This is a genomic window from Candidatus Zixiibacteriota bacterium (assembly GCA_029860345.1).
Classification (GTDB): domain Bacteria; phylum Zixibacteria; class MSB-5A5; order GN15; family FEB-12; genus JAJRTA01.
On sequence record JAOUBJ010000016.1, the window covers coordinates 55,646 to 70,794 of the forward strand.

The following is a 15,149-nucleotide window of genomic DNA, read 5'->3' on the forward strand; positions in this document are numbered from 1 at the left end:
GGATGCCGAAACATATATTCGCCCTCATAGCCTGTCAAGGTGATTCTACAGACCAAGCGTTCCAACCACGGTCTTTTTCAGACAGTCTGAAAAGGCAGGTGGCTGTCCGTTAATGGGTCGTTCAGTGCACCCAGGGGTGCTCCCACCCCCGGTGAAGCGAGTCAATGCCAATGGCTTACGCCGCGGCGGTTCAGAAACCAACAAAGCCCGGGTTGCATTAATACTGTGCTGCATATCAACCGACCTGTAAAATGAGAGTGGAGAGTCTTCGTCCATTATCTTGTATGATAGATACAACTGGGTATCCTATCCACGAGGACGGAAAACGAGAATATGACCAACTCATCCGGCGATGCAACACTCAAAAACTCGGCCTCTCCAGGACACGGTGGCCAGATTAACCGAAAACCTGGTCCGGCGCTGCCGGTTGGACGACGACCAGATCCTTCGAATCAATCAATCGTTCGAGCGCGCCTGCACCGTTCCGTATCGACTACGGGCACGGGGGCGGTGCATCACCGCCGGTGAACATGTAGTCAACGAAATAGACCAAATCGGAGATATCGACTTCGCCAAGGCCGTCGATACTCGCATCATAATAACAGTATGGTTCGATTCCGCCGCTGAACATGTAATCGACCATGTGCACAAGGTCCGAAATGTCAACAGACCCGCTGTGGTCAAGGTCGGCCCTCAGTTCGCAACAGGCCGAGGGAGAGGTGGCGTGTATTTGATCCAGGACATTATGAAGTCCGGCATGACCTTCCCTCGAATACAAGTAGGCGGCACGATATCTGAGAGTCTTTCCCGCCTGTAGCGAATCCATAGCAAAGGTGATTAGGTGGCTCAGACCTCCATCATGATTTGGAACCTGTATGCCATCTTCGGTCATCTCCATCTGGCGATACATGTGACCGGGGTTGTAATATACGCCGGGATAGGAGTGTGTAATCAGCCGTACATTACGGGGCGGGTCGTCCAACGCCGCCAAACCGGTTACGATTGAATCTCCAGTGTTCTGCGGAACCCAGGGAATAGTAATCATGTGGTTCGCACTATCTATCAAGTAAGGGATTGTGTCGCCGGTGCCTTCATAGCTTGGATTGAGAATGTAACCGTGGATTCCAGAGAGTACAGGTTGCGGTTCGGGGCAATCGGATGTTAGAGTGTACTCGACAGTTATATATGTCCCGCAATAGCCGATCGGCATTCCTCCCGTCTCATACTGATAACGAAAAGTACCTTTGATTCTACCATCATTACTGGCGAAGGCGCCGGATACAAGGGAGTCTGAGTTGATTGCCTCCTCGTACTCAAGTTCTTGCACCGGGACCAGGTTTGGCTCAGGATATTGGTGAAGTAAGAGATAATTTGAAGTGAATCCTTGATACATAATCGTGTCGACACCAACAACGGTCATAACGATAAACGCTAAGTTACCCTTGAATAAGTGACCCCTATAGCCTATGTATCCTCCGTAGTCGAAGAGCGAAAACAGCCTTTCCAGTCCGCCCCGGTTGGTCGGCCGAATCTCAAAACAGTTTGTTGGCGTTATAACAGCAGTATCGTGATCCAGCACCGTCGTAGGGGCGCCAAGAAGCAGCTCAATCGGTACGAGTATTTCAGGCGTGATGATCGACGAAGTTGTGATTTCCAGTGTATCTCTAATAGTCCCGATGTCGCACGGATCCGTGATTTCTGTGGCGTCAAAGTACAGGTCTATTGATACAGGATTTGATATTGAAGTTGTGACTGGAAGAGTCGTACCTATTTCCACATGCCCCTGAGAACTCTCTATATCGGTAATCGTAATCGTCTCAGTTGTGCGGTTTTGAAGTGTAATGACTGTGTCCCATAATTCACCATGAACAAGTACGCCTCCATCGATCTCCGAGGGAAACACCAACACTGAGCCGAAACCTACCGAATCAAGCGCCGCCACGACAGCATCAAACTCCGGACTTGTCGATCCGTACAAATCGTCCGCCGCAGTCGTGAGCATGAGTGCCCAAAAATCAAAGCTCGAAGAAGGTGTCAGATAAACCGTCAAAGTACGATACCAGATTTCCGCCGCCGACTCACGACCGATTGTACTGGCTACCAGGTATCCGACCCGATTGGGAATACCGGAATTAAAGTGAACGCCGCCATTGTCGATGCCTATCGGCATGTCTACAAACTCACTCAGATGAGCCGGTTGCACACCACCGAATTCAAAGGGATATCCGTATCCTAAGTGCGGATTCTCCATATTGCGTAAATATCCGGGATCGGCCAGGACGGTCTGATCACCCATCAGCCAGTTAGTACCGTCGATCATATTACCGAAGAAGTCGGAAAAAGACTCGTTCAGAGCGCCCGATTCAAAGGTGTAAATAAGGCCGGCTGAGAAATGAGTGACGCCGTGCGTGAATTCATGACCGACGATATCGGGATCAGCGTGGAATTCACGAAATTTCTCACCGTCACCGTCACCAAAGCCGATATAGGGATCACCCAGCTCAGTAAGTGTGAAGAAGGCGTTGTTGTAGTCGGCAGAATCAAAAAAACTCACGCGGACTGTGCCACCTGAACCATCCCAGCTGTTTAAGCCAAACCGATCATAAAAGTACTCAAAAGATTGTTCGGTCCAGTAGTGACAGGAAACGGCTGCTTTCAAAACATCATTGTCGTCGAATATTCCATCCTGATTGGGATCAATAACCGGATCGCTGCCGGACAAAATCTCTTTGTAAGTAACAATCACTCCGTTGAGGTCATCCACCGGTGGTGTGAACATTGATCGAGAACCATCAATCATTGATATGTCGCTACCAATCTGGTAAGCGTGGAACTCTCGGTTCACATTCCACAAATCCGGACCCGAACTCAGGACAGGACCGTCGGAACACAGGGCATTATGCTTGTGTAAGAATTGACCGCTGTGTGCATCGACGAATACCACCCACTCAAAAGGAATGCTCTTGCCGGTAACCGTCACCTGCCAGGCAAGATGAGGTGAGTTTTCTTCCGGGACAATCAGTAACCGCTGGTTAGTCACGATCTCCTGCGGTGGTTGCTGGTCGGTCAAATGCTCTACTGCGACGACAGCCGCGTCCGAGGCTGTGACGTTCGGTTTGATGTCAATGTCCGGAGAAGGTATAGTCTGCCCGGCAACCATATAGATGTCGTCATCCCGGCCAAAATGGAAAATCTTTTGACAACCCCAAACTTCGATGCCCTGGTAGGTCTGATTGAAACGCAGATGGGATAAACCGAGTTGGTCGGTTGTTTCCGTTACCAGTTCAAGCTCGTTATTGACGTTGAACAGCCTGAAGACCGACGGAAGTTCCCGGGCGAGTTTCTTGGCTCTCTCTTCTCTTGATAGCCCTCGCTCGGCCGGGAAATCCCCAATCAACACTTCGGCTGTCTGGCTATGAGGATTCATAACTACGGTATGCACGTTTCCGGATTGAGGAGATTCGGAGTACAAGCTGATACGCTCGCGACCAACCGCCTCCATCGAGATAAGGGTGAGGGCCAGGGCTGCAAAAACATAGGTGTGTTTCAATTTGATCCTCTCTCTGTCTGCGAATTCGAAGAACTTCATCACTATAAAGCCAAGCCGAAAAGTCTCACATAGTTGTCAGGACAAACCTCTTCTCGTAGTAGTAGTCGATACGGTCTCGAATTCCTTACAAGTATAATCAAAAGGCAGGATTCGGGTATCTTTATTCTCAAGGCTCCGGTTTTCAGTCGGTTATTGACGTTGGTTGATAGTCGTATCAGACGGCGCGGGGTTGTATCGGGGTCAATCGATCAATCTTAAGGCGATCGGTGATTGTATGTTGATTTGCTTTGGAACTGCCGGAAGGCTTCAGTGTCGGCCTTGTTGTCATCGATAATGAAGATGGTACAGACAAAGTAGGCTATCGCTAATTGAACTACAATTACCGAAAGGTTTTGACGACGTGCAGTAATCGTACTATACTTGAATGTAATCATGAACTTCCGACCTGCCATAAAAACCGATCTAAAAACCGTTATGACATGGATACCGGATGCAGAGAGTTGTCTGGTTTGGGCGGGGCCTAAAGTCAGATTCCCTTTGGAATTGGAACAGTTATACCAGGCTATCGAGTTTGAGAAGACTCGGACATATTCTCTGTATGATAATAGAGAAATACTCGCACTGGGTCAGATCAGACTATTTGAAAGTGACCGGGGACACTTATCGAGAATAGTCGTCAAGCCGTCATCGCGGGGCAAAGGTATCGGACGAATCTTCTGCCAGGAATTAATCAACGAAGCCAGGAAGCTCAACTGCCAAACAATTTCATTAAATGTCGTCAAAGAGAACTCTATTGCGATAAGCCTATATACAAAACTGGGGTTTATAGTACCATCCAAACAGCCGGATGATGTCAGAATCAGAAAAAACATCGTCCGCATGGAGCTTGGGTAGTTCTATCCTTGTCAAAATACCGTTCCTCGCTTCCTGTTGTTTGGATTCTCGGACGGCACTATACTGAGACTGACCAAAGAGATTCATAACTTGAGGAGTAATACACATGAAAAGAACCAACCTTGCATTTCTAATCGCTCTGTTGGCATTGTCGGCTATGGCTCTCACGCCCTGTCTTGCCGATTCGGACCAGAAGCCCACCCAGAATGACGCTGGTTCAAAAGAGTTCCAAACTCAATTGGATGAAGTTGATGATCACCTTGTTATCCTCTGGACGAGTGGTGACAAAGAAGTAGCCATCAAAATGGTATTCATGTACGCATTCAATGCTAAGAAAAATGGATGGTGGGAAGAGATCACATTCATAGTCTGGGGGCCTTCCTCGAAACTGACCTCCGAAGACTCCGACATCCAGGATTATATAAAGAAGATGCTTGGTGAAGGCATAGATATAAAAGCATGCAAAGCGTGCGCCGACTTGTACGGGGTATCTGACACACTGGCATCTATTGGAATCGAAGTCAAGTATATGGGTACGGATCTAACCGCGTTCCTGAAATCCGGTACTAAACTGATGACGTTCTAGCGTTGCGAGTTCTGTCAGGATCGGTCCCTTTAGTATTTCTTAAGCCGGAGAATCGGCGAGAGTCACAGCATACGCGGTCGATTCGGCTGTCATGTACATCTCGGCGTAAATGTCGACTTCTGTCGGTGTTCTATGCCTGTACGCGAATCGACTGCAGTGTAGTTGTGTTTGTTAACGGATGTGTGACAAGAAAGCGGGGTCTGCGAGACGAGTTCCGCAGCTGGGTTATCGAGAATTCGGCGGCCCGATCCGCAGCAAGACCAACTTCCGCCAGTTAGACGAGCTTACTCCTGGCTCCCCGACTGGGTGCTGCTTACCGAACGATCGCGGTGGTTTGACTGTAGGGTTCCGCCACTATAACCGTTGAAAATCACCACACCCATCCCTCTGCGCATGCCCTTAGCGTTCAACGACAATCATAACGGACCACTTAAGAAGGTGTAGGGTTTCCCTACATATCAAATGGGCACAGGGAGAATCGCGGTTTTGGCTGGCGGTCCGTAACTCTTCTTAACACATTGTAGTATACCGCATTATGTCATAGTCGTGGGGCCAGCCGGTTGTCTGGCACACCTTCTGCTATTGAGTTTCATGTGAATACAATCACAAGGACGTAGCAGACTTGCTGATTGCGAGAGGTTTGGACAATGCGGTTAAACAGGTGACACCTTATGAACATTGGAAGAAGAGATTTTCTCAAACTGGGGGCAACCGCCTCGTGCATGGCCGGTCTGGCCGGTGGCGCCGAGGCCACCGAGGAGTTTGACGGCTGGCCCGACAGTCTTGGCATGCTGGTCGACACCACTATTTGTATCGGGTCCAACTGTCGGCGATGCGAAGAGGCATGCAAGAAGGTGAACGATCTCAGCCTTACCGATTTGGATCTATCCGACGACTCGGTGTTCGACAATCAGCGACGCACCGACTCCGACAACTTCACGGTGGTCAACCGGTTTGACAATCCCAATGATCCCGACAAGCCGATTTTTGTCAAGCGGCAGTGTATGCATTGCGCCGAACCGGCCTGCGCCTCAGCCTGCCTGGTGCGAGCCTTTACCAAGTCGCCGGAGGGAGCGGTGGTATACAACCCGGATGTGTGTATCGGGTGTCGCTACTGTATGGTTGCATGTCCCTTCTATGCTCCAGCGTATGATTACTTCGATGCCGCCTCGCCGGAGGTGCGCAAGTGCACCATGTGTCATGATCGAATCAAAGAGGGCAGGAAACCGGCCTGCGCCGAGATTTGTCCCAAAGAAGCCATTACCTTTGGCAAGCGTAGCGATCTGATCAAATTGGCACGTGACAAGATCCGAAACCACCCAGATCGATATCAGGATCATATCTATGGCGAGAACGAAGTGGGCGGAACCAGTTGGCTCTACTTAGCCGGTGTCGATTTCGCAAACCTCGGATTCGATACGAACTTGGGTAACACAGAGTACCCACTTCTGACACGAGGCTTCCTCAGCGCCGTACCCCTGGTGTTGACCATCTGGCCGGTGCTACTGGTTGGGCTTTACCGCGCGACAAAAGAACGAGGCAATCCGGCCGGTCAAGATGGCGACACCAATGAAGAAAGGGCAGCATGATGGCGCGCACTTTGGATCAAACTCCCTCAACTCATCAGTTCGACAGTGACCTCCTGTTGGGGCATACATGGAAGTCGTATCTCAAGGGTCTGATCACGCCGTTCAATGTGATTGCGGCAATGATAATGGCCGTCGGCATCCCGTTGACGATCATCCGATTCACTCAAGGGATAGGTGCTGTCAGCAATTTGAACGACACGAATCCGTGGGGTTTGTGGATCGGTGTCGATGTACTCTCCGGTGTAGCCTTGGCCGCGGGTGGGTTTACAATCGGAACGGCCGTCTACCTGTTTGGAATGAAGAAGTACCATCCGGTTGTCAGACCAGCTATACTGACGGGCTTTCTCGGATACTTTTTTGTAATCGTCGGACTTTGTTTCGACCTGGGGCGACCATGGCGACTGCCGTACCCGATGTTCGTCTCCTATGGCGTAACCTCGGTCATGTTCCTGGTCGGCTGGCATGTGGCTACGTATTTAACTGTGCAATTCATGGAGTTCTCTCCGGCCGTTTTTGAAGCGCTCGGTTGGCGCAATATCCGAAAGTGGGCTGTCCGTTTGACCATTGGCGCCACCATTGCTGGAGTCATTCTGTCGACGCTGCATCAGTCGGCCCTCGGTGCTCTTTTCCTGATGGCGCCGTCGAAACTGCATCCGCTTTGGTATACACCCTACCTGCCCATTTTCTTTTTTATCTCAGCCATCGCGGCCGGATTGACGATGGTGATATTCGAAGGGATGCTTTCCCATCGGGTTTTCAGCCATCAGATCGATGCCAACGATCACCACAATTTTGATGACATCACCGTAGGGTTGGGCAAAGGAGCCGCCGCCGTGTTGTTCACCTATTTCTGTCTCAAGTGGGTAGGTGTGGCCCACCACCATACTTGGTCTCTGCTCGGAACGCCACTGGGCTATTGGTTCCTGCTGGAGGTGGTCGGATTTGTGCTGGGTCCCTGCCTGTTACTTACGTGGGCGGTAAGGAGGAGCAGTGCCAGAGCGGTCAGGGTGGGTGCAACCTGGGCGGTGCTGGGTATCCTCTTCAACCGGATCAATGTCTCCATGGTGGCCATGAACTGGCAGTCTTCCGACCGTTATGTCCCAAGCTGGATGGAAATTGCAATTACAGTCACGGTAATCACGGCCGGTCTGCTCGTGTTCAGATTCATAGTCAATCGAACACCCACATTGTATCGGCACCCGGCTTTTGTCAACGAACCCGATCACTGAGGACGATGGTATGTATACACTGCAAGATTTTCTGACGATGACCAAGGGCCAGGAGTACCTGATGGCGATAGGCGCCATGGTGCTGTTTACCCTGTTCTGGCTTCTATTAAGTGGGAAAGCGAGCAAGAAACAAGGCACGGAGCAATCGAAATGAGATTAGAAACACAAAGATCCTTACTGGTGACCTTTCATATAGCCCTGGCCGTTGCCGTCATTTTCGCCGCCGTGGCCAAGTCGGCCACGATGGGAGAAATCTCACGACCACCCTGTAGTGACTGTCACCTGTGCGCCAATCCGACCATGGACAATCCATGTCTCAAGAGCTGTATGCGTTCCTCGCACCGAACCGTATCGACGCACAAGCCGACCGAAGGACCGGGGTTAATCGTTCTCGGCACGCGTGGTAACCTATACGAGCCGGTCCGGTTTGATCACAGTATCCATGCCAACATGGGCGACATGAATGGTGGTTGCTCCAACTGCCATCATTATTCACCGAAGGGGAAGTTCCCGCCGTGTCGCGATTGTCACTCGCAGCCGCAGACAATGGGCCAGCCTGGCCTGAAGGGTGCCTATCACCGGCAGTGCATGGGCTGTCACCGTGACTGGAGTCACAGCACCGCTTGTGCCAATTGCCATGCACCGCTCGGTTCGGTGTCAAGCGGCTTGTCGCAAGCCGGAGCGAGAATGTCGGACATCGATCAACACACTATCATCAAACCAGCCAAACGGGTCTATCACACACCATACACCGAAGGCGCGACGGTGACTTTCTATCACAATGAACACGTGGACCTATTTGGCCTGGAGTGTACCAGTTGTCATCAAAGAGAGTCATGCGGCTATTGTCACGACCGTGCCGCGACTACCGCTGCGAAAAAGACCGAAGAAGAGATTCATGCCATTTGCAATGATTGCCACCAAGGGGATAGTTGTGACAAGTGTCACGGTGACAAAGAAAAGCCACCGTTTCAGCACGACCCGGCCCACTGGCGACTGGGAGAGTATCACCGCCAGCTGGACTGCGCCTCCTGCCACCCAACCGGGAAGCGGATTTCACAGATGAATGCTGATTGCAACAGCTGTCACGAAGGGTGGGATTCGGAAAACTTCGTGCACGCTGTTACCGGGTTGAAACTCGACGAAAACCATGTCGATCTGGACTGTGGCGACTGCCATGTCGATCGACGGTTTCATGATATTCCGGACTGCACCGGCTGTCACGATGATGATCGGGCAGCCAAAACCAATCCACCAGGGACACGATTAAACCTGACTGCGTCCAGTGGATTTACCAACGATGCAAAGGAGGTATTCTAATGTGTATCCTGCTTATGTTCTTGACGTTCATGGGCGCCGCTCTGTTCATCCCGGAATCAAATGGGAAGCATAGCGAGGCATAGCGATGGTACTCTTATTGGTACTGGCCTTCATTGTGGCGCTGGTCGGTCTATCCTTGTTGGGAAGGCTCCTGAAGAGGATGAAAAAACCAGCGACAGTCCCTGGGTCGGTCAGAGTGCCCGCCACTGTTTTCCCGGAGGACTATCTGTTCAGTCCCGGTCACCTGTGGCTGGATAGAGAGTCTCCGGGAAGAACAAGAATCGGGGTGGATGAGTTGGTTGCAAGTTTCTTCTATCAGCCTGACAATATCCACCTGATGAAACCGGGTGATACTATTACCATAGGCGATACCATGGCAATTCTTCGCAAAGGTGACAAGGAATTGTATTTAACGTCGCCGGTTTCCGGAACTGTGGTTCAGACACATTCAGTGTTTGCGGATGCTCCGGAGACGCTCACGATCGACCCGTACAAGCTCGGATGGATCTACGTGGTGAAACCACAGAGGCTGGACAGAGCGGGTGAAGGTCTCAGGAAAGGAAAGGCGGCTCGCCAATGGATGACCGCCGAGATGGCTCGGTTAAGGGAGTTTGTGCTGAGATGCCGACCACAACCGGTGCTGCAATCTAATACCCTCTCTGATGGAGGGAGGTTGATTGAGGGATACATCGATCAGATGGATCAAGCCGCAATCGAGATGTTTGAACGAGAGTTTCTTTCGATCTCACGGCGGACAGGTTAGCATCGGATCAATGCGGGTCCTCAGGTCTTTCAATCGGATAGCATGCCGATCGCCAGTCGCCAAGGTTGACGGAGTCAAATGAGTAGTTGGGTCGCTCCAAACCCACAAGCTCGGAGGTTCGGATAAATGAAACAGAGCACATCAACAGGTGGCAATCGGCCACCAGAGAAAAAGGAGAAACGGTGTATCTGGATGACTGCCGGCGTGATCTCGTTCAAGCTCTGTCCCCTGGAGTATGATTGTGAGCTTTGCGAGTTTGACATCGTAATGCGCAAGCAGCAAAGTGAAAGCAATCCGCAAGGTCCACCACCGCCATGACATCCATCGCACGATCCTGCTGTTCTCGTCTTCATGCTTATCGTGCCGAAGGAGGTCTCCATGCCCGATACCATCATCGAACGATCGTCGTTCATGCCCACCGGAAGCAGCCCTCGAAGGTCGCCTAACTCCATGTCGCCCTTATGGATAATTATGGTTTGTTTTATCCGCATTAGGTCCGGTTGCGCTTGTTTATTTTGATTTCATAGTTATCTTGCAACTACCTGAACGGACTGTTGGGTCTGAGTAAATATGTCGCTGGGACTGAAATTATACATCTCGCTGTTCTTGGTGATGTTCATCGGCCTGAGTGTCTTCACCGTCCTCACCATCACTGATCAAAAGCAAGACATGTTGCAACTGGTTCGGCAAAGCGCAATTCGCACCACCGAACTCATCGAGAGTTCTATCCACTACAGTATGTTGATAAATCGAAAAGAAGATATTGATCAAATCTTCAAGAATTTCGAGACGATGTCCGGGTTTGAAGTGATTCGGATCTACGACAAAACGGGCAGGATCATCTTTACTACTCGACCGGACGAAAAGGATGGTCAAGTAGCCATTACATCAAGGGCGTGTCAGGTTTGTCATCAGGCGACGAAGCCGTTGAAATCGGTGGGGACAACGCAACGCCAACGTATTGTCAGGGCCGCCGAGGGCGGTCACGATGTTCTCGCTCTGACGCAACCGATCAATAACGAACCGTCCTGCGCAATCGTTGGGTGCCATGTTTCACTTGAGGAGCGAACCGTGCTCGGGGTCCTTGATGTACAGATGTCACTGGAAACAGTTTACGCCAATCTGGCCAGGAACCAGCGTCAGACAGTAATCGTATCGGTCATCCTGGTCCTAATCGTTCTTACCGTTGTTGGTGTACTCATCTACAGTTTGATACTTGTTCCCGTGCGTACTCTCAGCCAGGGGACCAAGGCTATTGCGAAAGGTGATCTGAGTTACAAGATACCCATAAGGTCTGCCGATGAGATCGGTGAACTGGCCAGCTCGTTCAACAGAATGACCGAGGAACTCAGGAAAGCCCACGACGAAATTACCGAATGGTCGGCGACGCTTCAGGAGAAGGTCGATCAGAAAACCGAGGAACTGCAGCAAATCCAGACTCATCTGGCCCAGGTGGAGAAAATGGCCTCGCTGGGCAAACTGGCGGCGACAGTGGCCCACGAACTGAACAACCCGTTGGAGGGTATTCTGACATATACGCGTCTGACACGGAAACGTCTGGCTGAGAGAAGAATCACGCCGGAGTTGCTTTCGTCGATCGAAGGGGATTTGTCAATAGTCTGTGAAGAGACACTGCGCAGCGGCAGTATTGTCAAGAACCTCCTTCTGTTTTCCAAAAGGGAGATGCGAGAGTTTGCATCGCGGGACGTGAAACACATTGTTGAACACGGCCTTCAGTTAGTGCAGCATCATCTGGAGTTGAATGAGATCACGCTGGTCACGGTGTTCTCTGACGAGCCGATCGAGGCAGTCTGCGATCGAAATCAACTTCAACAGGCGCTGCTGGCCCTCTTTATGAACGCCGTCGAGGCTATGCCCCAGGGAGGACACCTTACAGTTGGCGTGCTCGAACTGAAAGACTCAGTTAGGATTTCGATTCAGGATACCGGGTGCGGGATTCCAACGGAGTTTCTTGCTCACATATTCGAACCATTCTACAGCGGCAAAAAGGGAGGCAGGGGTGTTGGGTTGGGGTTGTCGGTCGCATATGGTATTATTGAAGCACATAGCGGCCGTATCGAGGTAGAGTCCACTGTGAACCAGGGCAGCACCTTTACCGTCGAGATACCAAAACGGCTCCCCGCCGACAATAGCGCGGCCGAGTCAATATCGGCATCAGGACAAATAGAAGGAGACAGACGTGGGTCATAATAAGAACGGCCAGTCGTTGAGTATCTTGATAGTAGATGACGAACATAGTGTTCGCGATTCTCTCACCAAGTGGTTCAAGGAATTCGGCTACACTGTCGAGGCGGCGTCTGATGCTACGAAGACGCTGCAGAAACTGAGGCGGGGGCGATGGGACATCGCGCTTTTGGACGTCAAACTTCCCGGCATGGATGGCATAGAGCTGAACCGCAAGCTAAAGGAGATTGATCCGGACCTCACCACTATTATGATAACCGCCTATGCCTCGGTGGACACCGCCGTCAAGTCGCTCAAAGATGGTGCAGATGACTACGTGACAAAGCCGATAGACCCCGATTACCTGGTTCATCTGGTCAGCCGAATAGGTGATCGCAAGCGGCTCCAGACAGAAAACGTGCAACTCAAGGAACGCATCCAGGAGTTGTATGAGTACGACCAGATCATAGGTGATAGCCCGGCCATCCATCGTGTCCACGAATTGGTCCGAGCGGTGGCGCCTACCGACACGACGGTGATGATCAGGGGAGAAAGCGGTACCGGCAAAGAACTAATTGCCCGATCAATTCACTCGGCCTCGCCGCGAAGGTTCTTCCCTATCATCACGATAAACTGTGGAGGGCTGACACCCGGTCTCACCGAGAGTGAGTTTTTTGGACATGAGAAAGGGGCATTCACCGGCGCCGTTTATCGTCGTAAGGGGAAACTGGAAATGGCCAATACCGGTACGGTCTTCCTTGACGAGATCGGTAACATTGACGCCAAGACGCAGTCGGATCTGCTCCGTGTTATTGAGACTAAACAGTTTACCCGGGTCGGCGGTAACGAGATTATCAATGTAGACTTCCGCCTGATCTGTGCCACCAATAGCAATCTTGAGCACGCTGTGGAGAAGGGAGAGTTTAGAGAAGATCTGTACTATCGTTTGAATGTCTTTTCTGTTCAGGTGCCGCCGCTCAGAGAGAGACGATCGGACATCCCGATACTGGCCAATCACTTTCTCAAGAAACTGGCCTCCAGCATGAACAAAGCGGTCAGCGGTTTCTCTGAGGATGCCCTTACCTTACTTACTAATCATGATTGGCCGGGGAATGTCAGGGAACTTCACAACGCTATCGAGCGTGCAGTCGTGGTGGCCGAAGGACCTAAAGTCGCAGGCGCATGCCTGCCGATTCTCAATGGGAAATCAGACACGCGGCAGGGCATGAGCATGGAATCGGTAGAGAGAATCCACATACAAAAAGTGTTGGATCAATCTGCGGGAAACGTCACTCATGCAGCGGACATTCTTCAGATAGATAGGACGACACTGTACCATAAGATCGAAAAATACGGACTGCGCAGATAAGAGTGACAATTCAAATTGTTCCATTACGATTCGAGGATGCATCCCTACTGGAGGCAGTTTCTGCGGCCTTGAAGGAAGTTCTGGGAGCGAAGGTGGCGATTGCCCAAAACGGTTTTTCCTTGGAAGAGGGGCGGGATCGATTTAGAAACCAGGTCGATTCCACTTGGGTTCTCTCGCACCTTTTGGAAACATATCCGAAGTGTATCGACAAGGTCTTAGGGATCACCGAGCAGGATCTCTTTATACCGGTTCTGACATACGTGTTCGGTGAAGCTGAGCTTGGCGGCCGAGTAGCGGTTGTATCGTCGCACCGTTTTCGAGACGAATTGTATGGGCTACCGGCTGAACCACAGAAGATGCGTGACAGACTCATAACGGAATCATTGCACGAACTGGGCCACACCTTCGGCCTGACCCACTGTCATAGCACCGAGTGCGTAATGCGCACCAGCTGTTGTGCTGAGGAAATCGACTTCAAACCCGCCAGGTTCTGCTCACCCTGCTCAGAACGCCTGCGAAGGGCAAGCACATAGTCTCTCTGTAGTGAGACACGATCCCGACCAGCCATAATAATCCTAAGATGTAACCATTGTCTGTGATACATCTAACTTATGGATAAACCAGAAGATATGGAAAACGCGGGGTTGGTTACACGAATTTCGCAACTTTGTGATGTATGAGCAAGTAACCTCCTATGGTAGCCTCCTGGCAATTCTGTGAAGCGGAAAGCCCGGCCTCCCCTGGAGCCTTCAGATACCTAAGGCTGGCCGCGACCGACAGAGCCCTTGAACAGACAACCTCGCGAGAAGAGATATTGGTCCGGTTAAAGGCAAAGTCCTCAGGGCGAGTGGCCTGGTGAATGAACAATCTTCATTTGGAGGGCTCCAAGCTTTACAGTCTTTCCCGCGTTAAGATAAACATCGAGTTCACCCAACATCACGGTAAGACTTAGCCAGGCGCCTGTCTATGCTTACGGCTCCGTGAGGCCAGTATCGCAAGGGTGCCGTTGAGGATAAACACATAGGCAACGAAAGCGGTATTCTCAAAGTTGTAGGTTTGAACCGACAGAAAGCACATTCCGAAGCCGAATGTGCTGATGGCATAGGCAATCCAACTCTCGGAATGAGGAAGGCGATACGACTTGATAAGCGTCGGTATGCCCGCCAGCATATCGGCCAGTAGCGAGAACAGTAGGGCCAAGTTCGGATTGCCGGTAATTGCCCAGAGGATGATGCCGATGATAGCCGCTGCCATCAGGTAGTAATCGCGCGCTTCACTCTTCCAATAGGCTTTCCTGTTGAAGAAAGATGCAGTGACGATAAGCAACGGCGTGAAGCCGGCGACAAACGATGTCCACGATAAACTCTCGACGCCCTGCGCCCTTTGCGCCACAAATATGACCATAGGCCGGATACTCCAAAGCCATTTGTAACACCGCTTGCTCAGTCACCGGTGCTACTCGATTCTTCACACACGGTTTGCGGCGAGTCTTCTCTTTCAGCCCCTCTAAACCTTGACTCTCGTAGGCCTTCTTGATATCGTAAAAGTGCTGGCGGGAACAGCCGCTAATACGGCAAGCTTCGGATACGTTCTGAAGGTATTCCCCCAGCTCCAGAAGGGTAAGTTTCTTCTGGACGAGCTTCTGTTGAGTGGTCATAATTATCT

At 51.2% G+C, this 15,149-nt stretch carries 13 protein-coding genes and 1 pseudogene; 11 read left to right on the top strand and 3 right to left on the bottom strand.

All coding sequences use genetic code 11. The features are described from left to right. Positions 1-493 precede the first annotated feature (493 nt). Positions 494-3,589, bottom strand: a complete 3,096-nt coding sequence (locus OEV49_14740) for a M4 family metallopeptidase (protein MDH3892332.1) — start codon at positions 3,587-3,589, stop codon at positions 494-496. A 393-nt stretch (positions 3,590-3,982) separates the two neighbouring features. On the opposite strand from OEV49_14740, the gene OEV49_14745 reads away from it, so the two are divergent. The 11 genes from OEV49_14745 to OEV49_14795 all read left to right on the top strand — a co-directional run bounded on the left by OEV49_14745 (position 3,983) and on the right by OEV49_14795 (position 14,017). Then, positions 3,983-4,444 (top strand): GNAT family N-acetyltransferase, encoded by a 462-nt coding sequence (locus OEV49_14745; GenBank protein ID MDH3892333.1) that lies wholly within the window; start codon positions 3,983-3,985, stop codon positions 4,442-4,444. A gap of 238 nt (positions 4,445-4,682) precedes the next feature. Beyond that, positions 4,683-5,030, top strand: a complete 348-nt coding sequence (locus tag OEV49_14750; GenBank protein ID MDH3892334.1) for a DsrE family protein — start codon at positions 4,683-4,685, stop codon at positions 5,028-5,030. Between the two features lie 671 nt (positions 5,031-5,701). Continuing rightward, positions 5,702-6,619 (top strand): 4Fe-4S dicluster domain-containing protein, encoded by a 918-nt coding sequence (locus tag OEV49_14755; GenBank protein MDH3892335.1) that lies wholly within the window; start codon positions 5,702-5,704, stop codon positions 6,617-6,619. Beyond that, complete coding sequence (gene nrfD / locus OEV49_14760) at positions 6,616-7,848, top strand: polysulfide reductase NrfD (GenBank protein ID MDH3892336.1); 1,233 nt, start codon at positions 6,616-6,618, stop codon at positions 7,846-7,848. The genes OEV49_14755 and nrfD overlap by 4 nt, the downstream gene beginning before the upstream one ends. A gap of 10 nt (positions 7,849-7,858) precedes the next feature. Continuing rightward, positions 7,859-8,002 (top strand): hypothetical protein, encoded by a 144-nt coding sequence (locus OEV49_14765; protein ID MDH3892337.1) that lies wholly within the window; start codon positions 7,859-7,861, stop codon positions 8,000-8,002. Continuing rightward, positions 7,999-9,168 carry a hypothetical protein gene (locus OEV49_14770; protein MDH3892338.1) on the top strand — a complete coding sequence of 390 codons (1,170 nt, stop codon included), beginning with the start codon at positions 7,999-8,001 and terminating at the stop codon, positions 9,166-9,168. Before OEV49_14765 ends, OEV49_14770 begins: the two co-directional genes overlap by 4 nt. 85 nt (positions 9,169-9,253) lie before the next feature. Further along, positions 9,254-9,931 carry a hypothetical protein gene (locus OEV49_14775; protein ID MDH3892339.1) on the top strand — a complete coding sequence of 226 codons (678 nt, stop codon included), beginning with the start codon at positions 9,254-9,256 and terminating at the stop codon, positions 9,929-9,931. A 126-nt stretch (positions 9,932-10,057) separates the two neighbouring features. Next, positions 10,058-10,249: a hypothetical protein gene (locus tag OEV49_14780; GenBank protein ID MDH3892340.1), complete on the top strand. Its 192-nt coding sequence runs from the start codon at positions 10,058-10,060 to the stop codon at positions 10,247-10,249. Positions 10,250-10,501: 252 nt separating this feature from the next. Next, the gene (locus OEV49_14785) at positions 10,502-12,142 is read left to right on the top strand and encodes an ATP-binding protein (protein MDH3892341.1); all 1,641 of its coding nucleotides are present in this window, start codon (positions 10,502-10,504) and stop codon (positions 12,140-12,142) included. Then, positions 12,132-13,484, top strand: a complete 1,353-nt coding sequence (locus OEV49_14790; GenBank protein MDH3892342.1) for a sigma-54 dependent transcriptional regulator — start codon at positions 12,132-12,134, stop codon at positions 13,482-13,484. The genes OEV49_14785 and OEV49_14790 overlap by 11 nt, the downstream gene beginning before the upstream one ends. Before the next feature lie 2 nt (positions 13,485-13,486). After that, the gene (locus OEV49_14795) at positions 13,487-14,017 is read left to right on the top strand and encodes an archaemetzincin family Zn-dependent metalloprotease (GenBank protein ID MDH3892343.1); all 531 of its coding nucleotides are present in this window, start codon (positions 13,487-13,489) and stop codon (positions 14,015-14,017) included. Positions 14,018-14,432: 415 nt separating this feature from the next. On the opposite strand, the gene OEV49_14800 is transcribed toward OEV49_14795, so the two are convergent. Next, a complete protein-coding gene (locus OEV49_14800) occupies positions 14,433-14,888 on the bottom strand; it encodes a hypothetical protein (GenBank protein ID MDH3892344.1) in 456 nt (151 codons plus the stop codon). Continuing rightward, a pseudogene (locus OEV49_14805) lies at positions 14,884-15,141 on the bottom strand (helix-turn-helix domain-containing protein). Before OEV49_14805 ends, OEV49_14800 begins: the two are co-directional and overlap by 5 nt. Positions 15,142-15,149: the final 8 nt, after the last annotated feature.

What these genes read in the sequence shown, in the direction of transcription:
- OEV49_14785 (MDH3892341.1), top strand. Translation starts at nt 10,502, where the DNA reads ATGTCGCTGGGACTGAAATTATACATCTCGCTGTTCTTGGTGATGTTC.
- OEV49_14800 (MDH3892344.1), bottom strand. Translation starts at nt 14,888, where the DNA reads ATGGTCATATTTGTGGCGCAAAGGGCGCAGGGCGTCGAGAGTTTATCG.
- nrfD (MDH3892336.1), top strand. Translation starts at nt 6,616, where the DNA reads ATGATGGCGCGCACTTTGGATCAAACTCCCTCAACTCATCAGTTCGAC.
- OEV49_14745 (MDH3892333.1), top strand. Translation starts at nt 3,983, where the DNA reads ATGAACTTCCGACCTGCCATAAAAACCGATCTAAAAACCGTTATGACA.
- OEV49_14770 (MDH3892338.1), top strand. Translation starts at nt 7,999, where the DNA reads ATGAGATTAGAAACACAAAGATCCTTACTGGTGACCTTTCATATAGCC.
- OEV49_14780 (MDH3892340.1), top strand. Translation starts at nt 10,058, where the DNA reads ATGAAACAGAGCACATCAACAGGTGGCAATCGGCCACCAGAGAAAAAG.
- OEV49_14765 (MDH3892337.1), top strand. Translation starts at nt 7,859, where the DNA reads ATGTATACACTGCAAGATTTTCTGACGATGACCAAGGGCCAGGAGTAC.
- OEV49_14740 (MDH3892332.1), bottom strand. Translation starts at nt 3,589, where the DNA reads ATGAAGTTCTTCGAATTCGCAGACAGAGAGAGGATCAAATTGAAACAC.
- OEV49_14775 (MDH3892339.1), top strand. Translation starts at nt 9,254, where the DNA reads ATGGTACTCTTATTGGTACTGGCCTTCATTGTGGCGCTGGTCGGTCTA.
- OEV49_14755 (MDH3892335.1), top strand. Translation starts at nt 5,702, where the DNA reads ATGAACATTGGAAGAAGAGATTTTCTCAAACTGGGGGCAACCGCCTCG.